The sequence below is a fragment of the Ruegeria sp. A3M17 genome (assembly GCF_003318255.1).
In the GTDB taxonomy this organism is placed as follows: domain Bacteria; phylum Pseudomonadota; class Alphaproteobacteria; order Rhodobacterales; family Rhodobacteraceae; genus Ruegeria.
The window spans coordinates 1-22,212 of sequence record NZ_QOCF01000020.1 but is presented as its reverse complement, the minus strand read 5'-3'; the positions used below and the strand labels follow the sequence as shown (position 1 = coordinate 22,212).

The following is a 22,212-nucleotide window of genomic DNA, read 5'->3' as shown; positions in this document are numbered from 1 at the left end:
ACACTGTTCATGAGATGACTATGCGATGATTCTGAACATCGTTCAACATTAAAATGAACGATGTTCATATTTTTTGAGCTTGCGAGGTTTAAGTGGCGGAAAGTAAAAGAGAAATCCTGAAAAAAAAGATCTTGGATGCTGCGGAAAAGCGTATTGAATCACAAGGTTTGGCTGCGCTGCGCGCCCGTGACATCACAAAAGATGCCGGATGTGCGCTGGGCAGTCTTTATAATGCCTTTGAAGATCTGGACCTTCTGATACTGGCGGTGAACTCGCGCACACTGGCGCGTTTGCACGTCTCACTACAAAACGCCCCCGCATCGCAAGAGACGCCCAAGGAAAAGTTGCTTGCACTTGCGTTGGCTTACCTGGATTTCGGTACCAAGAACCGAAACCTATGGGCCGCTTTATTCGATCACCGGATGCAGCCGGGCGTACCGGTCCCGCAATGGCACCTTGAGGAACATGCGGTGCTCATCGCCGAGATCATCGCTCCGTTGTCGCAATTGAACCCTCAGTTGGACGACGACACATTGGCTGCGCGTGCACGAACCGTGTTTTCTGCCGTGCACGGCATAGTAAAGCTATCGCTGGAAGGTCGGTTCGTCGCGTTGGACCCGGATGCGGTACAAGCTGAATTGTCCGCGTTCATGTCCCAATATCTGCAAGGGTATCAGCCAGGGTAATTGTCTTCGATTTCTCGAATGTGATTGCATATGGAATTGACAATGATGCCACCGCATTGCGACGCTGCCAAACAAGTCAACAATGCGGAAAATCCAAAAAATACGACGGAGGAATCATGCGTAACATGTTTAAGGCGGCGTTGGCTGCAACACTCATCGTGTCGGCTCCGATCATGGTGCAGGCCGAAACAATCATCCGAGTCACGTTACAGTTGCCTGAGACTCATTCGTTGGGGCAGAACTGGATCGCGTTCAAGGATATCGTTGAAGAGAAGTCCGGCGGTGAGCTAACGGTTCAACTGTTCCCGTCAGCGCAGCTTTACAAAGATAAGGAAGTTCCAGAAGCAGTGGGCACGGGCGCCGTCGAAGCCGGTTCGGCGTTTCTTGGCCGGTTTACCGGGGCGGTCCCGGCAGTAGACGTCGTGAACCTGCCCTTCTTTTTCCGTGATGAAGACCATCTGCGGGCGGCCGTTGCCACCGGATCACCGATGCGCAACATACTGGATGCCGCTGTGCTTGAGGAAACGGGGGCCAAGGTTCTGTGGTGGCAGGCGTTTGGGCGTAATGTCTATTTGTCGAACGGATCTGCCATCCGAACGCCCGCCGACCTCAAGGACCAAAAAGTCCGGACCTACGGCAAGGTGATTGGTTGGACGGTCGAGGCGCTTGGTGGCGCACCCACGTTGATGTCGGGGTCCAAACAGTTTCTGGCCTATCAGCAGGGTGCTGTCGATGTGGGAATGACAGGCGCGTCTGCTGTGAAGTCGCGAAAACTGCACGAAGTGATGGATCACATGACACTGTCATATGACAGTGCCATCGAATTTGTCGCCGTCATGAACAACGACTTTTTCGAAAGCCTTTCGCCTAAGCATCAGCAGATCATTTTGGAAGCCGCCGCTGAGGTCGAACAGCAACTGCGTGACGCGATCTACGCAGAAGAAGATGCAACGATCGACGAAATGCGCGGCCTGATGACCGTGGTCGATCTGACCGATGAAGAGCGTCAGCAATGGATTGAGGCGACCTCGAGCGTCTCTCAGCGTTTCGTCGATGACGCAGGCGATACAGCCGCCGAAGTGATTTCAGCCGTGTCCGGAATGTAATCCTTTCTTCATATTGTCAAAGCAAGCGGACACCTCTGGTTCGGTTGCTTCTTCTCTTGGCGAGGCGCCCCGAATGCTGCAAGCCCTGACCAGAACCGTCGATTGGCTGTCTGAACTCTTCGGTATTGTCGCCGGGTGGATGTTCTTCGCCATAGGCATATTCGTGGCTTACGAGGTCTTCATGCGCTACGCGCTGACCAGCCCGACGATCTGGGTGGATGAGGTCGCAAGGATCTTTCAGGTGTGGGCTACCTTTGGCGCGACAGCCTATGTTCTAAAGCACCGCCAGCACATCGTCATTGATTTGGCGTTCCGGGATGCGAACACACTGGGGCGGCGGATTGTCGAGACGTTTTCGTTGCTTGTTATCGTGTTCTTCGGATGCGTCGCCGCACGATATGGCTGGGACATATGGCTGAAATCCACGCTCGCCGGGCACACGACGGACAGCTACCTTGCTGTACCCAAGGCCTATACTCAATCGGCGATCTGGGTCGGGTTTGGTTTGCTGTCGCTTCAGGCTTTGGTGGAAATTTACCGGGTGTGGACGGGTCAGGCGAACCTGCAAAGCCATGAACTTGGGGCTCACTGACCCTTGGAAACCATTCTGATCATCGGAGCCCTGCTGGGTTTGCTGCTTTTGCGCGTGCCCGTCGCCTTTGCCATGGGGGCCCTTGGGGTTGTGCTGTTATGGCTGAAAGGGCTCCCACTGATTGCCGTGCCTCAGCGACTGTTCGGGACGATGGACAGTTTTGAACTATTGGCCGTGCCTTTGTTCTTGCTCATGTCAAACGTGCTGTTGAAAGGCGGTGTCGGACGGGATCTTTTTGCCAGCGTGCAGGCATGGGTCGGGCATTGGCCCGGAGGATTGGGTGTCGCTACGATCAAAAGCTGCACGCTATTTTCTGCGATTTCGGGATCTTCGGTGGCAACGGCGGCCACAATTGGTACCGTCGCCATCCCCGAGATGGAAAAGCGCGGCTATGACCGCCCGTTCATCTTGGGACAACTCGCCGCCGGGGGAACCCTGGGCATTCTGATCCCCCCATCGATCCCGCTGATAATTTATGGCGTCATTACCGAAACCTCGATCCCAACGCTTTTCCTTGCCGGAATTGGGCCGGGTTTATTCCTGGCCACGCTCTTTATCATCTACGCCATGCTTTATGCGCGCGGCAAAGAAAGCTTAAAAGCCGAGCGTATGCCAATGAAACAACGGTTTCTGGTGACGCTAAGTGCGCTTCCGACTGTCGTCTTGGCCATAGCAATCATTGGATCGATCTATGCAGGAATAGCCACGCCATCAGAAAGCGCGGGCATCGGGTTCGTGATTGCGATGATCATGACGTTCGCGATGGGAAGAATGACCTTCGCAAAACTGCAAGAAGCCGTGCATGATTCACTGATAACCACTGTGATGATTTTCATCATCGTCGCGGGTGCCAAGGTTTTTTCTTACGCCATTACTTTGTATCTGATTCCGCAATCGATCAGCAGCTTTCTCACTGAAAACATCTCAAACCCGACGATATTTATCTTCGCGGTCGGGCTCGTGTTGCTGATTATCGGCTTTTTCCTCGAAGCACTTTCCATGATGCTGATTATGGTTCCGGTGCTCTTCCCTGCGCTTGAAGTCATGGGAATTGATCCGATCTGGTTCGGCATCTTTTTCGTCGTCCTGATCGAGACAGCGCTAATCACTCCGCCGGTCGGATTGAACCTGTTTGTCCTTCAGGCTGTCGGAAAGGCGCGCCTTGAAGAGGTTATTCAAGGGGCCATCCCATTTGCATTCATAATGCTGGCAACGGCCGTGTTGTTGTGGTTTTGGCAGGATTTAGCGCTTTGGATTCCTTACAAACTGTTCTGACGGCAAAAGCGGCGCACTCAATTGGTTCTTCCAAGCAGCCTTAGCTGGAAACCGCCAGGCGGAAACGGTGCCATCCGCCGGTGGATGTTCTGTCTGGGGTTTCGTATACGGCCTCGGATCGCCGAAGTTACTCGAACTGAATTATGACGGCTTCAAAGTCCTGATCGCTTGTGACCTTGGTGTGGTGACCCTTTCCCACCTTGTCTTCCATGTGCCACACGGCGCCAGGGCCGATGTCACGATACTTTCCATCACTTGCAGTGACGCGAATTTTGCCTGCAAGGCATATCAGCCTTTGCGCCACCGGGGTCGGATGGATGGGCTCGTTCCAACCGGACCGAAGCCGCAGAAACATTGTCTGTTTGACGCGCTCTGGCTCGGATACCTCGATGGCCTGTGCGGGCGGGGCGAAACTCCGTTCCTCCAGGCTCATTTCAATGTCATCCCAGTGACTTTCGCCAGCAGCATCGGCGTAAAGCTTGTAATACTTCACGGTGAATGTCCTTTCAGCCTTTTGGAGCGGTAAACCTAAGAATGATCGGTCGCGTTAGTCGTTACTTGCAGACCTAAAGCTGTGACCCGATCGGTAAAACACCCAGAAAACCAGAGACGATGTGATCCCAGACCGACCCTGTGGGCTCGGAATCGTATTCCAGTACTTCCCCGTCCGCTCCTCGTGTTCTCCATTTAAGCTGGCCTGCGCGTTCCAACGTCACCTGGTATGTGTAGGCGGGCAGGGCCGCGTCCAATGCACCCATCGTTTGAACAGCCATCGCGGGCGAGTCGATCAGAATGCCCATTTCGGTATTGATGTTCACAGAACGCGGGTCCCAATTGAATGAGCCAACAAAGAGGTAACGGTCATCGATGGCAAAAGCCTTGGAATGCAGGCCGGACCGAGATCGCGCCCAGTTGATACCGCGACGCTGAACCTGATAGGCGTCTGGCCGCAATTCATAAAGTTCAACCCCACCGCGCAAGAGCGCCCGGCGTTTCTTGGCGTAATGCGCATAAACCGGCACGACGTCATTTGACCCCAGGGAATTGGTCACGACCTTGACGTCCACACCGCGATTTTCCAACTCGGTCATCCAGCGGACGCCATTGTTGCGGGGCACAAAGTAAGCCGAGAGGATATTTACCTCGCTGCGGGCATTTTCAAAATACGGCAGCAATTGCGATGCAAGAATGGGGTCCACCGTTTCAACTCCCGCGGCTTTTGACGGCGGGTCCGCATACAAACGTGCGGGGACCCAATTCAGCCGTAGCGCGCCGTCGGCAAAATTCTCTTGCGCGGATTTCCTGAGCGCAGCGCCGTACTGGGTCTGTTTTGCTTCCTCCACCAACTCATTCAGCCTTGTGCGCGCATCGTTCAGGTCAAACGATTCCGGTTGTCCAACAACCACGCGGGCGGGAACGGCAAATTCACTGTTCCAATAGGCGTCAAAGCTTTGGGAAACCTCGTTCACGACGGGGCCTGCGGCCAGCACGTCCAGATCGGCATAGTTCATTTCTGCCCGGGCCAGAAAATACTCGGCCCCAATGTTGCGCCCCCCGACGATCGTGAAGATGTTGTCTGCGGTCATGGATTTGTTGTGCATCCGGCGATTGATGCGTTTGAAGTCTGTCAGACCCGCAATCAGCAGACTTTGATCCCGCCAAAAGGGATTGAACAGCCTGATCTCGATATTCTCGTGATAGTCCAGCGCTGCGGTCATAGCGTCGTAGCTGGACGTGCCCATGTCATCCAAAAGCAGCCGGACACGAACGCCCCTGTCCGCCGCCTGCAAAAGGCTGGCAGCAAACAGATGGCCCGTGGGGTCATTGTGCAAAAGGTAGTACTGCGCGTCGATGGTACGCTCAGCTGCAGCGGCCAGCAAAAGCCTTGAAGCCAGCGCTTGTTCCCCATCACTGATCAGTTTTACCCCGGACCGCCCGTCCTTGGGATCGCCAAGCCGGTTGGCCGCGCGCACCAGGGTGCTGTTCGCGGGGGCTACAAAGGACGACGAAACAGACTTTTCATAACTGCGCGATTTGGGGGCGCAAGCCGCAAGAGCCAGCGCACTGCACAGACAAATCACGACGGCCCATGGCTTCATCGACATTCTCCCCCCGTTTCATCTCAGGTGACTATGCTTGTGGGGGCGATTGCAAGTTTGTTTCCGGATTCGCCGGGTCGTTTTCCAAGCCTGTGTTGTTTGGGCGAAACCCCAGAAGGCCCGCGCAGGGGTGTTCGCTGATCGCGTCGTTTTCAATTGAAGACGGAGTCTCGGATACCGAGGCTGAAGGGGTGTCGCCGGGTTTTGCAGGTCCGATCGGCCCCCCAATTCTGATCATAAAGAACCTAACTGTGTCATGGCACCGGCACCGCCCCACAGATGGGCGACGAGCATCAGGTACTGGGTTTGCGGCTCAGCAACCCGTATTTCATGGCCCAGGATCGGAATGAACGACGTCTGCGTCTTTCTGATTTCACTGCACGCTTGGACTGTGTGCCGCCTTGTCTGTTGAATTCGAACACATCAATCACCCTCTCGGCGCAGCCGCAGGCTTCACCCATGCCAACTTTGGCAAAGTAGAACTTCTCGAAGCTTTCCGGGTTTTTCATGACAAACCTCCTGACACGATTGAACCTGTTTCGGGGGAAAATACCAAATCACATTCAGGATGGTCGCTGAAAACGCCATCGCGACCGAGTGTTTCCAAAATACAAGTCCTCAGAATTCGTGGCCGCGAAATCGTTGTTTTGGTTTTTCGTAAACAAAGACTGGGTTACGATCTGTCAAACGCATTGCGCGTCAATAACGATGCGCTTGGCAGTCGACAAAAACCGACAGGCGAACCCGCGATTGAAAAGACTTGTTGCGTACACATCGTTTTTGATCTGGAGTTTCGCCCAGCCTGCTAACGCGCAAAACCTTGATCCAGACGCCTCTGAAGCCGCCGCCCGCGCCGCGCTTGCGGTGCTGAGTGTCGCGGCCACACCGAACGAAACACTTTCGTCCTTGTCCTTTCTGAGCGCATCTGGTGACGCCAGAAATCTGCGGTCCACGCAGCTGCGCGGCGGGTTCAAACCGTTGGGCAATGGCCTGTATCTGGAAGGCCAGTTTGCGTATCAGAACTATAACCCGCTGGTGATTTTTCCCGAGATTGGGTCCGAAACCGAACTGGATGTGACGTGGTCAAGCATCGCCGCGACCCTTGGCGTCGGGTGGGAGCTTCCGCTGACCAATAACTGGTACATCCGGCCAGTTGCGCATCTGTCGCTTGGCCATGTCACCACGGATGCGGTGTTTTCCAATTTTCCGCTGTTTCCGTCCCGTTCGAACGGGGCAGGCGCAGTGGACGGTAACCTTAACGCCTTTGGTGTCGGGGCGTCCCTGAGCGTCTTTCGCGAGGCACAATTCGGCCGTTGGGAGGCCGAGTACAGGTTACGTCAGACGTTTTTAGAGTTCTATCCGATAAACGAACCGCAAGCGGGGGATGCCCGTGCAAATTCGAACCAGACGACGTTGTTTTCGCGCTACCGTTATCCACTTGATAAGGTCAAGCTGCTGGGCCGTCCGTCAAAACTGGTTTTGGATGGGGGTGTTGTGCTTTATCACGGCGACAGCGCGATGGTGTTGGACACGGATTGGCTGGCGACGGTCGGTGTCGGAATTGAGGTCGATACCACAAAGATCGGGTTGCCCGCCGTCGAGGGCGCGCGCGTCATGTTGAACGGCGTTATCGCCGATTCCTTTTCCGGTTTTTCCGTTGGCTTCGGGGTGCTGTTCTGAACCCGCCACCAAATGAAAGGGCGCAGATACCCTGCGCCCTTCATACTGCTCTGGTTTTTGCCCGGATTATTTCCAGCCGGCTTCGTTAAAGATCTTTTGCGCTGTCGGCAGGTTTTCGGCGACGTCGGACAGGACGACCTCATCCGCTTTGAATTCACCCAGAGATTTCACCGAGTCCGCAAGTGCGACGCCCTCAACCGCGGGGAATTCGTCATTCCCGGCCGAAAAATATTGCTGGGCGCTGTCGCTTGCCAAATATTCGAGGAAGAGAACGGCATTCTCTTTGTTCGGTGCATTTGCGGCAACACCTGCACCGGACAGGTTCATATGCGCGCCATAGCTGTCCTGGTTCGGAAAGACCCAACCGATTGCGTCGATATCGGCCGAGACACCTTTGACATCTTTGCGGATTGCACGGGCAAAGTAATAGGTGTTTGAAACCGCGATGTCGCATTCGCCGGATACGATACCCCGCAGCTGATCGGTGTCACCGCCCTGTGGTTCGCGGGCCATGTTGGCCACGATGCCTTCGGCCCAGGCCTTTGCTGCCTCGGGGCCTTCATGGGTGACGATCGAAGCCAACAACGTCTGGTTATACGTATTGCTGGACGACCGGATGCAGATCTGGCCCTTGTATTCGGGCTTGGCAAGATCGGCATATGTCGCCGGCGGGTTGGCGACGTTTTCCTTGTCGAAGAAAATGATGCGGCCACGCTGCGAGAATCCGAACCATTCATTGTCGCTATCCTGAAGGTTGTTCGGGATGCGCTCTTCCAGAACTGCGCTTTCGATCGGTTGCAGAATGCCGGCATTCTTGGCCCGAGAGAGACGCGAGGTGTCGACGGTCAGCAGAATATCCGCGGGCGAGTTCGCACCTTCGGCTTCCATCCGCGCGATCAGCTCATCGGCTTTGCCTTCGATGCGGTTGATGGTAATGCCAGTGGCCTTTTCGAAATCACTGTACAGGTTTTCGTCGGTGTCATAGTGGCGCGAGGAATAAAGGTTCAACTCACCCTCGGCAGCGGCAGAAGTGGCGATCAAGGCCGACAATGCGGCGGCGAAGCAGGTAGAGGATTTGAGCATCATAACTCCCAACATTGAAATGTGCGGCGTATTAATCCGACTGAAATTGTCAATTAAACGATTCCGGAGGGGATGCAAGGAAATCTGACAAAATTAGTTGGTCAAATGGTCGCTATTGTCCGGTGGGGGAAAGTGCAGAAAGTACGATGCAGACAAAGGTTGTGGGTAGGACTGTTAAGAGCCCGTTGCAGCCGTTGTCATGGGAACTGGATGCTGTGAGTGCATTTAGCAGCTGAACAATCAAAAGGCTCGCACAATGGCCACCGGCAACACAATATTTTTTAGGATTGGCAATTTGAGCCGTGTTGAGAGTTGTCCCCTACGATCCCACTTCAACGCGCGTTTCGAAAAGGAAGTCATGAAGCTTCTGTTCAACGCTGGACCTAGACGACGCGTCTGTCTCAGAAAGGCACACTGTGACGCAAAGTCCGCGTGACCCGCCCGCCTCCACTTGCACGTAAGCGTCGGGCAACTTCAGTTGTTCACGAAGCAGATTTGATACTACCAGCTTTGCAGCATCGCACCGCAGACTTGGCTTGAAGATTTTGCCGACTGACGTCAGCGGTATCTCATCAACAATCTTAATGATCTTCGGCCAAGCTGGTCTTTCATCGATAGTGTTCTGAGCATGTGCCATTAGTTCTTCAACGGTAACCTCATCGGATGTGTGGACCTGAATGAAACATATCGGCAGTTCTCCGGCATAAGGATCGGGCATGCCGACCGCTGCTGCCAACGCGACAGCAGGGTGGGTACTCATCGCATTCTCAATCATGACCGGATCGATATTGTGGCCGCTTCGGATAATCAGATCTTTGGAGCGTCCGGCAACATAAAGGGACCCATTCGCATCTTTGTACCCCAAGTCGCCCGAATTCAGGACACCGTCTATGAACACCTCGCTGTTGAATTCTGGAACGCTGTAACCGGGCGACAAGTGAGGACCTTTGATGGCTACAACACCGATTTCGCCAATCTCACACACCGCTCCAAGACCACCATCGCTTTCCAGCTTGAGAACGTCGACATTTGTGTAAGGTAACGCCCAGCCAACTGAACCTGCAGTACCCGTACCGCAGAGTGGATCGATACTGATCAATCCGGAAGCTTCCGTCATGCCCAGAATTTCAAAAAGAGTGCAGCCGGTCACTTCCTTGAACTTCTGCCCGACCGCAGGCGGTAGCAATGAAGCGCCAGTCGCGCCCGCCCGCACGTGCGAGATGTCATGATCGCCAATTGGCGTTTGCAAGATCGCCCCAATAGCAGTTGGTACGCCGCCAACAATTGTAACCTTGTATTCTGCGACAAGACGCCAAAAGCTTGCGACAACTGCTGGGTTTCGCAGACCGGCAGGAGTCATGACGAGCAGTTCAACGCCTGCCATAAAGCAACTGAGACCGCCGACAATCGTTCCGGCGACGTGAAAAAGAGGAAAAGTAGCGGTAAATACATCATCAGAGCGAAAGCCGCACATGACAGCTCCCCCGAATGCTGCGACCAGCTGGCTGCGGTGGGTGTGCGCAACAAGCTTTGGTACACCAGTTGTGCCCCCGGTGTGAAAATAGGCCGCCAGATCTGAACCCCTGCGCGCCTCCCCAAAAGTCAGATGATCATCAGGTTGGGCCATCAAAGCACCGGCAAGATCAATAACTCCTTCTTCGGGCAGTGTACCCGGCGGAGAAATGCGCACAAGTACGAGGCCCGGAACCTGCTCCCTCATTGCTAGAGCTTTCTCCCAAATATCCAGCTGTGGATGAGGGCCAAGAGCAACAAGGATCTTTGCCTCGGAGGCTTTGAGAAGTTCTGCTATGCTCTCAGGCTGCAAAAGAAAATTGATCGGAACAGCGTACCCAGCCGTTTCTGCTCCCCACAAAGTGACGTGGGTTTCAATCAAAGCGGGCAGCATAAACGCAACGCCCGGTGCTTCACCTCCAATCGCTGCAAACAGATTTGCAGCGCGCATTATCTGTCCCAGCAACTGTTTATAGGTCACACGACGCGGTTCTTCGTCTTCAGTTCCGGTCATCAGCATTGTCAGCGCAGTCGCATCAGGATCGCGGTCAACGCTGTTGATAAAGACATCCAAGATGCTTTGTTCAGGTAAACGCTCTTCAAGCGTCATTTCTCCTTCGAACTCAGAAATATCACTTTGAGTCCTGATCGGCTGTGTGCCCAGATTGACCATGGGATCTCCTTCAACTTCAGGAAAGTGTCACCTGAGCTTTGGTCGAGCAGCCAAACTTTGCAACACCAACATACAAGATAAAGCACAAAAACAAGCCAATCTACGAAAGGCCGCTTTGTCCCGCATAGCAGACATTAACATCGCCAACAAAAAAGCCGCGCTCGAAAGCGCGGCTTAAAGATTTGGTAGTGTTCAGTTCTTAGCCCTGGCGAGCTTTGAACTTGCGCTGCGTCTTGTTGATCACGTAGACGCGGCCTTTGCGACGCACAACACGGCAATCACGGTGCCGGTTCTTGAGCGAGCGGAGCGAGTTCTTGACCTTCATGGGTCTGTCTCCAATCTGCGGCGCCTTCATCAAGGACGTGGCCAGCGCCTGGGTTTGCGGGTGTCCCGGGTCAGACCCGAAACAGTGAATAGATGGTGGGCGGTACAAGGATCGAACTTGTGACCCCTTCGATGTCAACGAAGTGCTCTACCGCTGAGCTAACCGCCCACTTAACCTTTGCGTTGCCCTGCCCCATAACGAAATGGGGCGCGGAACCCCGCGCCGGTAGCGGGGTCTATAAAAGGAGTCGCAAAGGGGTTCAAGGGGTTTGGTAGAACTATTTTCCGGTCTATGTTCAATGCGAACAAGGAGTCACCATGAAGAACGCTGCTTACGTATTGGATATGCCCGTCAAGCGCACGTCTTGCGTTGTATTTTCTTCTCCTCACAGTGGCCGGAACTACCCCGAAGCGATGCTGAACCGGACGGTTCTGAGCCAGAATGTGATTCGATCTTCGGAAGATGCATTCGTGGATCAGTTGTTTTCCGCAGCGACTGACCATGGTGCGCCCTTGATATCCGCGACAAAATCAAGAGCCTATCTGGATCTTAACCGCAGTGCTGAGGAGCTGGACCCGGCTTTGATCCAGGGCGCGCGCCGCCACGGCCATAACCCGCGTGTCGCTTCGGGGCTGGGCGTGATTCCCAGGGTCGTCGCCAATGGGCGCGCAATCTATCGCGGCAAGCTAACGATGGACGAGGCGCGTCTGCGCATCGACACCTGCTGGCGTCCTTATCATGCGCGTCTCAAGTCGCTGCTGACCGAATCGCACGCCGCTTTTGGTCAGGCCATTTTGATTGATTGCCATTCGATGCCGCATGAAGCGGTTTCGATGGCCAGCACGTCCACGTCCCAGCGCCCGCAGATCGTGTTGGGTGACAGGTTTGGCGCTTCGGCTTCGGCCGATATTGTGGACCGGATCGAATCCGCGTTTGCCTCGGCGGGCCTGATCGTGGCGCGCAACGCGCCTTTCGCCGGCGCCTACGTGACACAGACGTACGGGCGGCCCGGACGCAATCAGCACGCTATCCAGATTGAGATCGACCGCTCTCTTTACATGGATGAAGTCAAAATCGCGCCGAACGGCAATTTCGCAGCGTTTCAGAACGTATTGCGGCAGGTCATTCGGGAAATCTCGGGTATTGGCCGCGATCCGTTGCGACTGGCGGCTGAGTAACCTCAGCGCAAAGCCCGGCCTTTGACAATCGCATCAGTTCCGAATCTGCGCCGGATTTCATCCGTAGCGCGTTCCGCCTGAGACCGTCTTGACGCGTCGGGATCCAAAAGGTCTCCCGAGATGTCCGCCTGATCTTCGGGGCACAGATCGGAAATTCCGCAACCCAACAGACGATATGGCCCTTTGTCGCCGACCTGATCAAACAGCCCACGGGCCGTGCGGTAGATGCGGTCCGCGATCTGAGTGGCGTCCCGCAACGAGACACGTCGGGTGATGACCTTGTGGTTTGCTTGTTTGAGTTTCAGGGTTACGACCCGTCCGGCCAGCCCTTTGGCTTTAGCGCGATCCGCAACTTTTTCGGACATGCGCCACAGATGCCCGTCAAGGATGTCCAGGCTGGCCGTATCCTCGAAAAACGTGGTCTCGTTGCTGATCGACTTCATCGGCTCATGCGAAGAGACGCGCCGTTTGTCCTGTCCGCGCGCCAGATGCCACAGCCGATATCCCATTGATCCGAACCGGGCTGTCAGTGCCTCCTGATCCCAGCGTAATAGGTCCGAGAAGGCGCGGATGCCTGCGCGATCCAGCGATTCCTGTGCCGCTGGTCCGATACCCCAGATCAGGCGCACCGGTTTGTCGTACAGAAATTCGGCGGTCTCAGCTTTTCCAATCACTGAATATCCACGCGGCTTGTCCAGGTCAGAGGCGACCTTGGCTAGAAACTTGTTGTGCGACAGACCGATCGAGCCTGTTACGCCCAGCTCGTCCTTCATCCGCTTAACCAGTCTTGCCAGCATGGCCGCAGGTGGCGCGCCATGCAGTCGCTGCGTGCCGGACAGATCCATGAATGCTTCGTCCAGTGACAGCGGTTCGATCACGGGGGTCAATTCGTCCATCATGACCCTGATCTGTCGTGACACCTCGGCGTAGACCGACATGCGAGGCTTGATGACAACGGCGTCCGGGCACAGTTGCAAGGCTTTGAACATCGGCATCGCAGAGCGAACCCCACGAATACGGGCCACATAACACGCGGTTGACACGACACCGCGTTTGCCGCCCCCGATGATCACCGGCTTATCGGCCAGTTCAGGATTGTCCCGCTTTTCGACCGAGGCATAAAAGGCGTCGCAATCCATATGCGCGATGGACAGGTCGAACAGCTCAGGGTGGGTCTTGATCCGCGGGCTTCCGCAGGAAGGGCAACGCGCTTCCTGTTCCAAAATCGAAAAGCAGTCGCGGCATAAAGCGGGCATTACCTTTACATCTCAATTTTAAACGCTTTGTCATATCAGGTGTTACTGGCTAAAATTTATCCGGTCGGGCAGCAAAGAGAAAGCGCTCATGCAGTTCACGGGGGCGAAGGTCGCACTGTTTCTTGGATCAGACCTTTTGGTCATTCAAAGGGACGACAAGAAGGACATCCCGTTCCCGGGCCATTTCGACTTTCCCGGCGGCGGGCGCGAAGGGTCAGAAACGCCGCTGCAATGCGTCAGGCGCGAAACACTGGAAGAAGTTGGGCTGCACCTCGTCAAGGCTGATTTCGTCTGGACGCGCATGTATGGGCAAAACTGGTTCTTCGCAGCACACCGGCCACCCAGCGACGTCAACCTGATCAGGTTTGGCGATGAGGGGCAGGGATGGTGTTTGATGGCGCCGGAGATGTACCTTGATAATGCGCTGGCGGTGCCGAATTTTGTAATCCGCCTACGTCATTACTTGACCCAAGGTCGGCCGCCTTTTGACATGTGAGGTTTTCAGAAGAAGACCCCCCGCGATTGGCGGGGGGAGGTGACGGACCTCAGGAAGAGATGGTCCGCGGGGAGTATCACGCCTCCAGAATCGCGCAAATTCCGGGATTTAGATAGGATCTAGGTCACACAGCCAAAACTCGCATATCTGATGTGTGTTTTGGGGCACAGGGACGATTTGGCGCGGAAATGGCAAAAAGTGACGTAAGGTCAACTGCTTGAGCCGTAGAACTCGATAAAATTTGCCTATGCTGGTGCAACCACCTGGCATCAACCCCCAAAAAATTTGTCCCGCTGAGTGCTGAGATTTAAGTTCTGTATGGTGTTTTTGCTTGCGGTGAGGCCAATTCAGCAAGGATTGCTTCAGCAGCGGCCTTGGGGTTTTCGGCCTGATAGACAGGTCGGCCCACGACGATGTGGTCCACGCCATCTGCGACGGCATTTGCGGGTGTTGCAACGCGTTTCTGATCACCAAGCGCGGCACCTGCGGGGCGGACGCCAGGGGTCACGATCAGGCGACCTTCGGCCTGGGGCAGGGCACGGATTAGCGCGGCTTCTTGCGGGCTGGCGATGACGCCGTCGGCACCAGCCTCAAGCGCGCGTGCAGCGCGTTCGACCACCAGATCCTGCACGTCGCCCTCTTTCAGAAGGCTGGCATCCAGGTCGTCGCGGTTCAGCGAGGTCAGGATGGTAACGGCCAGAATCTTGAGGTCTTTGCCAGCGGCCCCTTCTTTCGCGGCCCGAACCACATGCGGATCACCATGCACCGTCAGGAAATCCAGATCGAACTGCGCCAGCCCGCGAACGGCGTTTTCGACCGTGTTGCCGATATCGAACAGCTTCATGTCCAGAAAGATGCGCTTGCCGTGTTCCTGTTTCAGTTCATTGGCTAATGCCAGCCCGCCACCGGTCAGCATGCCCAGCCCGATCTTGTAGAAGGAAACGCTGTCGCCCAATTGCTCGGCCATGGCCAGCCCCTGTAGGGCGTTGGGAATATCTAGGGCAACAATCAGGCGATCATCGGACATGGGGCAGGCTCCTATTTGGCAAACGTCTGCGTCCTAGCGGTTTCGGGCGGCTGTGTCCATGCGGGGCGCGCGGGTGATCGAGATCACGCAGCTTTGGGCCAACTGTGATATGGTGCCGACCATCCACAAGAATTTTCGATGGGGAAACTATGAAACAGCTTTTTTGTGTTGGGTTTATTCTGGCCTTGGTGGGATGTCAGGATATGCCATTAGAAAATGAGGCGGCAGATACGGTCATCAAATCTCCGACAAATGACAACTTGCGTTTGGTGGGGGGATACCGTTCGACCGACGATGACTGCCAATTGACGGGTGAGACGTCGTTCACGGTCAACTTTCTGGATGATGCAGCAGACCTTGTTTCCTGCCCAACAGGCAGCGACGCCGCGCTATCGCTGGTGGACATGTACGCCGCGCGCGAGGTGGCGCAGACCGGAGGCTACACCGTCTACTCCATACCTCGACGATAAGTCTGAATCTGCGTTCCAGCCTCTTGAACGGGCAAAGATATTTCCCAGATTGAATGTGAGGCCCAGACCGACGCGTGCCGCCAAGCGGGCGCATCACATTCAGGGCGCTTAGGAAAAGGAGAACACTATGGACTTGAACAAGTTCACCGAGCGGGCACGAGGATTCGTGCAGGCGGCGCAAACCATTGCGCTGCGCGAGGGGCACCAAAGACTAATGCCCGAACATCTTTTGAAAGCATTGATGGATGACGATCAGGGGCTGGCCAGCAACCTGATCACACGCGCTGGCGGCGCGCCGACCCGCGTGGTCGAAGCGCTGGACGCTGCGTTGTCAAAGATTCCGAAGGTCAGCGGCGACGCAAGCCAGATCTATATGGATGGCCAGACTGCCAAGGTTTTTGCCGAAGCCGAAAAGATTGCCACCAAGGCAGGCGACAGCTTTGTCCCCGTCGAACGTGTCCTGATGGCGCTGTGCATGGTGAAATCCAAAGCCAAAGAGGCGTTGGAAGCCGGCGCCGTATCCGCCCAGAAACTGAACGAGGCGATCAACGACATCCGCAAGGGCCGCACTGCTGACACCGCATCGGCGGAAGAAGGCTATGACGCGCTCAAGAAATACGCGCGCGACCTGACCGAGGCTGCGGCTGAGGGCAAGATCGACCCGATCATCGGGCGGGATGAGGAAATCCGCCGCTCGATGCAGGTTCTGTCGCGTCGCACCAAGAACAACCCGGTTCTGATCGGGGAACCCGGCGTCGGTAAAACTGCGATTGCCGAGGGCATGGCCCTGCGCATTATCAACGGTGACGTGCCGGAATCGCTGAAAGATAAAAAACTGCTTGCGCTCGACATGGGTGCGCTGATCGCTGGTGCGAAATATCGCGGTGAGTTCGAGGAGCGCCTCAAGGCTGTTCTGACCGAGGTCACCGAGGCCGCCGGTGAAATCATCCTGTTCATTGATGAGATGCACACATTGGTGGGCGCTGGTAAATCCGATGGCGCGATGGACGCCGCCAACTTGATCAAGCCCGCGCTTGCGCGAGGTGAGCTGCACTGTATCGGCGCGACCACGCTGGATGAGTATCGCAAATACGTGGAAAAAGACGCGGCCCTTGCGCGCCGGTTCCAGCCGGTTGTGGTGCAGGAGCCGACTGTGGAGGACACGATCAGCATCCTGCGCGGCATCAAGGAAAAGTACGAGCTACACCATGGTGTGCGCATCTCGGACTCGGCGTTGGTATCTGCGGCGACCTTGTCGCATCGCTATATCACCGACCGTTTCCTGCCCGACAAAGCCATCGACCTAGTCGATGAAGCGTCGGCTCGCTTGCGGATGGAAGTGGACAGCAAGCCCGAGGAACTCGATCAACTGGATCGCCAGATTCTGCAGATGCAGATCGAGGAACAGGCGCTGAATCTCGAAGATGATGCGGCCTCCAAGGACCGTCTGGAAACCTTGCAAAAGGATCTGGCCGATCTGCAGGAGAAATCTGCCGAGATGACTGCCCAGTGGCAGGCTGAACGCGATAAGCTGGCTGGTGCGCGCGATCTGAAAGAACAGCTCGACAAGGCGCGCGCTGATCTCGAGATTGCCAAGCGTGAAGGCAACCTCGCCAAAGCGGGTGAGCTGTCTTACGGCGTCATTCCTGAGCTTGAGAAAAAGCTGACCGAGGCCGAAAATGCCGAAAGCAGCCAGATGATGGCTGAGGAAACGGTGCGTCCGGAACAGATCGCTTCGGTGGTTGAACGCTGGACCGGTATCCCGACCTCGAAGATGCTGGAAGGCGAGCGCGAGAAGCTGCTGCGGATGGAAGACGATCTGCATTCCCGCGTGATCGGTCAGGATGCGGCGGTCACTGCTGTGGCCAATGCTGTACGTCGTGCGCGTGCGGGCCTGAACGACGAAGGCCGCCCGCTGGGCTCGTTCCTGTTCCTCGGGCCCACGGGTGTAGGTAAGACCGAGCTGACCAAAGCCGTGGCGAACTTCCTGTTCGACGACGACAACGCGATGGTGCGTATCGATATGTCCGAGTTCATGGAGAAACACGCGGTTGCCCGTCTGATCGGCGCCCCTCCGGGCTATGTCGGCTATGACGAAGGCGGCGTGCTGACCGAAGCCGTGCGGCGCAGGCCCTATCAGGTCGTGCTGTTCGATGAGGTCGAAAAGGCGCACCCGGATGTGTTCAACGTGCTGTTGCAGGTTCTGGATGATGGCGTTCTGACCGATGGTCAGGGCCGTACCGTGGACTTCAAGCAGACGTTGATCATCCTGACGTCGAACCTCGGCTCTCAGGCGCTGAGCCAGTTGCCCGAAGGTGCGGACAGCGCGCAAGCCAAGCGTGACGTGATGGACGCGGTCCGGGCGCATTTCCGGCCTGAATTCCTGAACCGTCTGGATGAGACGATCATCTTTGACCGGCTCAAGCGGGAAGATATGGATGGCATTGTCGATATCCAGATGGCGCGTTTGCAGAAACGCTTGGCCGCCCGCAAGATCGAGCTGGTCTTGGATGGCGCCGCCAAGGAATGGCTTGCCGACGAGGGCTATGACCCGGTCTTCGGTGCCCGTCCGCTCAAGCGGGTGATCCAGCGTGCCTTGCAAAACCCGCTGGCCGAGGCGCTGCTTGCTGGTGAGATCAAGGACGGCGAAACCGTCCCTGTAACCGCCGGACCCGATGGCTTGATCATTGGCGACCGACTGGGCACGTCAGAGCGTCCGCGGCCTGATGATGCCGTGGTGCATTGATCCGAACAAAGGCCCGCTCAATTGGCGGGCCTTTTTTTATTTGTGATTGTAGCCCCAAAAGTATGCTGTTCAGGCAGGTCGCAACTGAACCAGAGAAAACGAGGAGACGTCCAGAGCGTTCATCGGAAAATCCATTGTCTCTGGACCCAACCCCAGCTCGGCCAGATAGCTTTCGGTCCCTTTGCGCCCAAATATATGCTCAAGCACAGAAAACCCTTGTTGGGTCGCGTAGGTGCCAACCTCATCAGGCGAGATGTTGAAACGAAATGGTTCACCGACCCCGGCCACGGCCTTCCCAATACTATCGACTTCTTGTTGCGCTTGCGATGCTGCAGCGGTCGAAGCGTAGGTCGTCAGAAATCGCGTTTCCTTCGCGCCATTTGACCGGATCATTGCGTATACATTTGCAACTTCGGGCGGTGCCACATATTCCAGCGAAACCTCGGCAATAAAGACTGTGCCCATTTCGTGGTCGTAGCCGAGGGACTGCAACTTATCGAGAGTTGTCTCACGGGAGAAATCAACCGCAGTGTATCGAACGTTTGGCGGTACGCCAAAATTGGCACTGACCAACGACCGCTTGGCTTCGATGGTTTCGGGGCGGTCGTCCTCGAACACCGGAATATGTCTGTGACTGTTGGATAACCTCAGGCCCAGCGTATCGAGGCCCGCGCCAAGCACAACGATCTGATGTACACCATTCTTGATTGCAGTAAGCGCGCGGCTTTGCATGAACGTCTTGCGCCAAAGGACCGACGCGACAAGGCGACGAGCCACCGCGCGATCATCGGCGAATTTAAGTACGGCGTCCCAATCGGTTGCCTGGTCCAGGACCTCGGGCCCTTCCACCGACCCGTTTCGAAATAGCTGTTCGGCAAATGGGTCGTAGAATACGCGTCGGTATGTCGGGTTACGGTTTACCAAGGCGCAAAAGGCGCAAACCCCAAGGGCGGTTCGGCTTAGTCCGGGAATTGAGCTTTGCGGAACATAAAACATATGAAACTCACGGTGGTTGCATTCACAGGAACAGAGTTTGAATACCCTGACAACCAGCAGAGTTCAGATCACCCCGTCAATGTAACCAGCTTTTGGGAAATTAAGCCCGCCAGGCAGGCGGGCCACTTCATTAAATCATCGCGAAAATACGCGCGGGTCCTCCGGTGCCACCAGCATGCTTAGGCGCACCGATCACAATCGTCGCGCCAGCGGCCGGCACACGATCCAGACCGGCGATATTCTCAATCCCGAAACGTCCCGTGGGCAGCCATGCATAATGGGTGGCGAAGTCGGTCGAAATACCGTGGTCAAGGGACAGCGTGTCTGATGCAATAGAGCGCGCGCGGGATTCTTCGATCAACATCATTGCGGCTTCGGGGTGGAAGCCGGGGTAATGTTGTGCCTGCCCGTCGAAACCGCGATATGCGTCGCTGTCGGCTTTGGCGGCCCAACCGGAATACAAGGCCACGCAAGCGCCATCCGGAATGTCACCGTTGGCAGACATCCATGCCTTCAGATCATCCGGGGTCAGCAGCGTATCAGCATCCTCGGCGGCCCGGGCCGCGATGTCGACGACGCACAGTGGCGCGACAAGATCGGATACCGGGATTTCATCCACCGAGGCACCGTCCGCCGAAAAGTGCAGTGGCGCGTCGATATGGGTGCCCGTGTGTTCATTGACCGTCAGGCGCTGCAGGTTAAAGCCGTGTTCGCCGAAATTGAAAACCTGTTCGGACGCATATCCCGGCTCGCCAAAATAGGTTGGGAAATCGGCGCTGAGCGTGTGGGTCATGTCCTCAATCTTGCCGACGTCAGCGGCCAGGGCAATTGGTGCACTGGCCCCAGTCGCGGCAACAGCCACACCAGAGGCGGCGGCGGCTTTGAAGAACCCTCTTCTAGACAGCATACGGTCTTTGACCGCGTTCATCACGCAGATGTCACACATTCGTCTTCTCCCTTTAGTCTTGCCCGACAATCGGGTGGACAGCGGATCTAAGGGCCTGTTGGCCAATCCTGACGACAAGACTGCAAGTTGCGTGAAGCAGTTGTAAAGATTGAAGGTCCGAGTATTCCGCCCGTATTGGGCATGGCGCGATCAACTTGGCGTGACAGGTGCTAACGGTTTTGCCCAATTCGCCCTAGGGGATGTCTAAGGTGTTTTGGTATGGACTTGGCGTGAATCGTTACAGTCTCTTCTCCCAATCGTGACGTATGTTGCCTTGGCGGTGTGGTATCAGCGGATTATCTGGAATCTCAGGCTAGCTTACCAAGGAGACTTAAATGGCGCATCGCTGGACCAATACACTGACACATGCCGACGTCACGCCACAGGCGGCGTTTTTGAATCGGCGGCAGGTGATGGCCGGCCTGGCGGGTGTAGGATTGGCGGGGCTGGCCAGACCGGCAGCGGCGCAGGAAGCTCTTGAACCCAACACCTGGGAAGAGATCACCTCGTACAATAACTACTACGAATTCGGGACCCGCAAGGAAGATCCCGCAAGATATGCGCATACTCTGGTGACCGAACCCTGGAGCGTCACGATCGATGGTCTGGTCGACAAACCGGGTGAATATGACTTCAAGGACATCATGTCCGAGATGACGGTCGAAGAGCGCATCTACAGATTCCGCTGTGTCGAGGCCTGGTCGATGGTGGTCCCGTGGAATGGCTTTGAGCTGGCGGACCTTCTGAATATGGCTGGCGTACAAGAAGGCGCCAAGTACGTGGCGTTTGAAACGGCATACCGACCCGATGAGATGCCGGGCGTTCAGTTCCCGATCCTCGAATGGCCATACCGGGAAGGTTTGCGCCTGGATGAGGCGATGCACCCGCTGACGATCATGGCGACCGGTATCTACGGCAAACCTATCCCGAACCAAAACGGCGCGCCTCTGCGTCTGGTGGTGCCGTGGAAATATGGTTTCAAGTCCATCAAGTCGATTGTCCGCATCACCGTTTCGGATGTCGAGCCGCCCACCAGTTGGAACATGTCTGCCCCGCGCGAATATGGCTTCTATAGTAACGTGAACCCCAACGTGGATCATCCACGTTGGTCGCAGGCATCGGAACGTCAGATTGGCGGCGGTCTCTTTGCCAAGCGTATCCCGACGCTGATGTTCAACGGTTACGAAGAAGAGGTCGGCGGACTTTACGACGGTATGGATCTGAAGGAATTCTACTAAGACCATGCAGACGCTGAATCAGATATTGCGCCGCATTCCGGTGCGGCTGGTCTACTTGCTGGGGGCGCTTCCGGCCCCCTGGCTGTTTTACCAGGGGCTGACCGGCGGTTTGGGCGTGGATCCGATTGAGGCGTTGGAACACCGGTACGGCGAACTGGCGCTTCAACTGTTGATCGTCGTGTTGGCAATTTCTCCGCTGCGGCGGTTTGTTGGGTTGAACCTGCTCAAGTTTCGCCGGGCGCTGGGCGTGCTGACCTTTGCCTATGTCAGCCTGCATCTTTTGGTGTGGCTGGTTCTGGACGTGCAGCTTCCCAGCCAGATCTGGGCGGATATCTTGAAGCGTCCCTATATTACAGTCGGCATGGCAGCGTTTATCCTGATGATCCCGCTGGCTGTAACGTCAAACAACTTGTCCCTGCGCAAATTGGGGGCCCGTTGGCGCATCCTGCAGCGGCTTGTCTTTCCCGCCGCGATTCTGGGTGGGGTGCACTATGTTATGCTTGCCAAAGGATTTCAGATCGAACCGCTGGTCTACCTGTCTCTGATCGTTAGCCTGATTCTGCTGCGCATTCCGGTTTCTGGCCTGCTGACTCGGTTCCGTACGGCCGATTCCGCCTGACTCGGTGCTGAGTCTGTTGGTAACTCTGTCTAAAGTTCCGGATTCGCCGCCAGTTACTATACTGACTGCTTTCTTTGGAAACACTTCCGGTTTGCAAACTATTGTTTTTGAACGAAGAAATAAGATTCTTCGGCTTTTTGAAAGTTTATCGTATTTTCTGCTTGCGGCTTTGCGGGGTAAACCTTAGAACCCCCTTCACCGGCGCTGCT

21 protein-coding genes and 1 tRNA gene are annotated in these 22,212 nt (G+C 55.9%); 12 read left to right on the top strand and 10 right to left on the bottom strand.

Annotation, left to right across the window (positions count from 1 at the left end; translation table 11 throughout):
• Nucleotides 1-92 precede the first annotated feature (92 nt).
• From DS906_RS12115 to DS906_RS12100, 4 genes are all read left to right on the top strand, one after another.
• The gene (locus tag DS906_RS12115) at nucleotides 93-686 is read left to right on the top strand and encodes a TetR/AcrR family transcriptional regulator (protein WP_113790423.1); all 594 of its coding nucleotides are present in this window, start codon (nucleotides 93-95) and stop codon (nucleotides 684-686) included.
• 116 nt (nucleotides 687-802) lie between these two features.
• Nucleotides 803-1,792, top strand: coding sequence for a TRAP transporter substrate-binding protein DctP (dctP, locus tag DS906_RS12110; RefSeq protein WP_113790422.1), 990 nt, complete (start codon nucleotides 803-805; stop codon nucleotides 1,790-1,792).
• Between the two features lie 73 nt (nucleotides 1,793-1,865).
• Nucleotides 1,866-2,384, top strand: coding sequence for a TRAP transporter small permease (locus DS906_RS12105; RefSeq protein WP_233494769.1), 519 nt, complete (start codon nucleotides 1,866-1,868; stop codon nucleotides 2,382-2,384).
• Between the two features lie 3 nt (nucleotides 2,385-2,387).
• Complete coding sequence (locus tag DS906_RS12100; RefSeq protein WP_113790421.1) at nucleotides 2,388-3,659, top strand: TRAP transporter large permease; 1,272 nt, start codon at nucleotides 2,388-2,390, stop codon at nucleotides 3,657-3,659.
• Nucleotides 3,660-3,786: 127 nt separating this feature from the next.
• On the opposite strand, the gene DS906_RS12095 is transcribed toward DS906_RS12100, so the two are convergent.
• Nucleotides 3,787-4,152: a cupin gene (locus DS906_RS12095; RefSeq protein ID WP_113790420.1), complete on the bottom strand. Its 366-nt coding sequence runs from the start codon at nucleotides 4,150-4,152 to the stop codon at nucleotides 3,787-3,789.
• Between the two features lie 73 nt (nucleotides 4,153-4,225).
• On the bottom strand, nucleotides 4,226-5,758 hold the full coding sequence (locus DS906_RS12090; protein WP_113790419.1) for a phospholipase D family protein: 1,533 nt from the start codon (nucleotides 5,756-5,758) through the stop codon (nucleotides 4,226-4,228).
• A gap of 401 nt (nucleotides 5,759-6,159) precedes the next feature.
• Between DS906_RS12090 and DS906_RS22500 the strand changes: the two genes are divergently transcribed.
• A complete protein-coding gene (locus tag DS906_RS22500; protein ID WP_233494768.1) occupies nucleotides 6,160-6,567 on the top strand; it encodes a hypothetical protein in 408 nt (135 codons plus the stop codon).
• Nucleotides 6,539-7,438, top strand: a complete 900-nt coding sequence (locus DS906_RS12075; protein ID WP_233494767.1) for an autotransporter domain-containing protein — start codon at nucleotides 6,539-6,541, stop codon at nucleotides 7,436-7,438. The genes DS906_RS22500 and DS906_RS12075 overlap by 29 nt, the downstream gene beginning before the upstream one ends.
• A gap of 66 nt (nucleotides 7,439-7,504) precedes the next feature.
• Here DS906_RS12075 and DS906_RS12070 read toward each other — a convergent pair whose 3' ends face one another.
• The 4 genes from DS906_RS12070 to DS906_RS12055 all read right to left on the bottom strand — a co-directional run bounded on the left by DS906_RS12070 (nucleotide 7,505) and on the right by DS906_RS12055 (nucleotide 11,199).
• On the bottom strand, nucleotides 7,505-8,521 hold the full coding sequence (locus DS906_RS12070) for a Fe(3+) ABC transporter substrate-binding protein (protein WP_113790469.1): 1,017 nt from the start codon (nucleotides 8,519-8,521) through the stop codon (nucleotides 7,505-7,507).
• Nucleotides 8,522-8,840: 319 nt separating this feature from the next.
• On the bottom strand, nucleotides 8,841-10,706 hold the full coding sequence (locus DS906_RS12065) for an AMP-binding protein (RefSeq protein WP_113790415.1): 1,866 nt from the start codon (nucleotides 10,704-10,706) through the stop codon (nucleotides 8,841-8,843).
• Nucleotides 10,707-10,905: 199 nt separating this feature from the next.
• Nucleotides 10,906-11,031, bottom strand: coding sequence for a type B 50S ribosomal protein L36 (gene ykgO / locus DS906_RS12060; RefSeq protein ID WP_005648635.1), 126 nt, complete (start codon nucleotides 11,029-11,031; stop codon nucleotides 10,906-10,908).
• Between the two features lie 93 nt (nucleotides 11,032-11,124).
• Nucleotides 11,125-11,199, bottom strand: a tRNA-Val gene (locus DS906_RS12055).
• Between the two features lie 149 nt (nucleotides 11,200-11,348).
• Between DS906_RS12055 and DS906_RS12050 the strand changes: the two genes are divergently transcribed.
• Nucleotides 11,349-12,209, top strand: coding sequence for an N-formylglutamate amidohydrolase (locus DS906_RS12050; protein ID WP_113790414.1), 861 nt, complete (start codon nucleotides 11,349-11,351; stop codon nucleotides 12,207-12,209).
• A gap of 2 nt (nucleotides 12,210-12,211) precedes the next feature.
• Here the strand turns inward: DS906_RS12050 and DS906_RS12045 are convergent, their stop codons facing one another.
• Nucleotides 12,212-13,465 (bottom strand): DNA polymerase IV, encoded by a 1,254-nt coding sequence (locus DS906_RS12045; RefSeq protein WP_113790413.1) that lies wholly within the window; start codon nucleotides 13,463-13,465, stop codon nucleotides 12,212-12,214.
• An 88-nt stretch (nucleotides 13,466-13,553) separates the two neighbouring features.
• Here DS906_RS12045 and DS906_RS12040 point away from each other — a divergent pair, with 88 nt between their 5' ends.
• The gene (locus DS906_RS12040) at nucleotides 13,554-13,961 is read left to right on the top strand and encodes an NUDIX domain-containing protein (protein ID WP_113790412.1); all 408 of its coding nucleotides are present in this window, start codon (nucleotides 13,554-13,556) and stop codon (nucleotides 13,959-13,961) included.
• 307 nt (nucleotides 13,962-14,268) lie between these two features.
• Here DS906_RS12040 and pyrF read toward each other — a convergent pair whose 3' ends face one another.
• On the bottom strand, nucleotides 14,269-14,988 hold the full coding sequence (gene pyrF, locus DS906_RS12035) for an orotidine-5'-phosphate decarboxylase (protein ID WP_113790411.1): 720 nt from the start codon (nucleotides 14,986-14,988) through the stop codon (nucleotides 14,269-14,271).
• A 149-nt stretch (nucleotides 14,989-15,137) separates the two neighbouring features.
• On the opposite strand from pyrF, the gene DS906_RS12030 reads away from it, so the two are divergent.
• Nucleotides 15,138-15,458 carry a hypothetical protein gene (locus tag DS906_RS12030; protein WP_113790410.1) on the top strand — a complete coding sequence of 107 codons (321 nt, stop codon included), beginning with the start codon at nucleotides 15,138-15,140 and terminating at the stop codon, nucleotides 15,456-15,458.
• A gap of 127 nt (nucleotides 15,459-15,585) precedes the next feature.
• Complete coding sequence (clpB, locus tag DS906_RS12025; protein ID WP_113790409.1) at nucleotides 15,586-18,204, top strand: ATP-dependent chaperone ClpB; 2,619 nt, start codon at nucleotides 15,586-15,588, stop codon at nucleotides 18,202-18,204.
• 69 nt (nucleotides 18,205-18,273) lie between these two features.
• Here clpB and DS906_RS12020 read toward each other — a convergent pair whose 3' ends face one another.
• A complete protein-coding gene (locus DS906_RS12020) occupies nucleotides 18,274-19,200 on the bottom strand; it encodes an SAM-dependent methyltransferase (protein ID WP_113790408.1) in 927 nt (308 codons plus the stop codon).
• A gap of 130 nt (nucleotides 19,201-19,330) precedes the next feature.
• Nucleotides 19,331-20,146 (bottom strand): cyclase family protein, encoded by an 816-nt coding sequence (locus DS906_RS12015; RefSeq protein ID WP_113790407.1) that lies wholly within the window; start codon nucleotides 20,144-20,146, stop codon nucleotides 19,331-19,333.
• A 335-nt stretch (nucleotides 20,147-20,481) separates the two neighbouring features.
• Between DS906_RS12015 and msrP the strand changes: the two genes are divergently transcribed.
• Both msrP and msrQ read left to right on the top strand, forming a co-directional pair.
• Nucleotides 20,482-21,384, top strand: coding sequence for a protein-methionine-sulfoxide reductase catalytic subunit MsrP (msrP, locus tag DS906_RS12010; protein WP_113790406.1), 903 nt, complete (start codon nucleotides 20,482-20,484; stop codon nucleotides 21,382-21,384).
• A gap of 4 nt (nucleotides 21,385-21,388) precedes the next feature.
• Nucleotides 21,389-22,003, top strand: a complete 615-nt coding sequence (msrQ, locus tag DS906_RS12005; RefSeq protein ID WP_113790405.1) for a protein-methionine-sulfoxide reductase heme-binding subunit MsrQ — start codon at nucleotides 21,389-21,391, stop codon at nucleotides 22,001-22,003.
• Nucleotides 22,004-22,212: the final 209 nt, after the last annotated feature.

Bases quoted from the DNA above. Each gene is read 5' to 3' on its own strand.
- dctP (WP_113790422.1), top strand. From the start codon at position 803: ATGCGTAACATGTTTAAGGCGGCGTTGGCTGCAACACTCATCGTGTCG.
- DS906_RS12105 (WP_233494769.1), top strand. From the start codon at position 1,866: ATGCTGCAAGCCCTGACCAGAACCGTCGATTGGCTGTCTGAACTCTTC.
- DS906_RS12090 (WP_113790419.1), bottom strand. From the start codon at position 5,758: ATGAAGCCATGGGCCGTCGTGATTTGTCTGTGCAGTGCGCTGGCTCTT.
- DS906_RS12070 (WP_113790469.1), bottom strand. From the start codon at position 8,521: ATGCTCAAATCCTCTACCTGCTTCGCCGCCGCATTGTCGGCCTTGATC.
- DS906_RS12065 (WP_113790415.1), bottom strand. From the start codon at position 10,706: ATGGTCAATCTGGGCACACAGCCGATCAGGACTCAAAGTGATATTTCT.
- ykgO (WP_005648635.1), bottom strand. From the start codon at position 11,031: ATGAAGGTCAAGAACTCGCTCCGCTCGCTCAAGAACCGGCACCGTGAT.
- DS906_RS12050 (WP_113790414.1), top strand. From the start codon at position 11,349: ATGAAGAACGCTGCTTACGTATTGGATATGCCCGTCAAGCGCACGTCT.
- DS906_RS12045 (WP_113790413.1), bottom strand. From the start codon at position 13,465: ATGCCCGCTTTATGCCGCGACTGCTTTTCGATTTTGGAACAGGAAGCG.
- DS906_RS12040 (WP_113790412.1), top strand. From the start codon at position 13,554: ATGCAGTTCACGGGGGCGAAGGTCGCACTGTTTCTTGGATCAGACCTT.
- pyrF (WP_113790411.1), bottom strand. From the start codon at position 14,988: ATGTCCGATGATCGCCTGATTGTTGCCCTAGATATTCCCAACGCCCTA.
- DS906_RS12030 (WP_113790410.1), top strand. From the start codon at position 15,138: ATGAAACAGCTTTTTTGTGTTGGGTTTATTCTGGCCTTGGTGGGATGT.
- clpB (WP_113790409.1), top strand. From the start codon at position 15,586: ATGGACTTGAACAAGTTCACCGAGCGGGCACGAGGATTCGTGCAGGCG.
- DS906_RS12020 (WP_113790408.1), bottom strand. From the start codon at position 19,200: ATGTTTTATGTTCCGCAAAGCTCAATTCCCGGACTAAGCCGAACCGCC.
- DS906_RS12015 (WP_113790407.1), bottom strand. From the start codon at position 20,146: ATGTGTGACATCTGCGTGATGAACGCGGTCAAAGACCGTATGCTGTCT.
- msrP (WP_113790406.1), top strand. From the start codon at position 20,482: ATGGCGCATCGCTGGACCAATACACTGACACATGCCGACGTCACGCCA.
- msrQ (WP_113790405.1), top strand. From the start codon at position 21,389: ATGCAGACGCTGAATCAGATATTGCGCCGCATTCCGGTGCGGCTGGTC.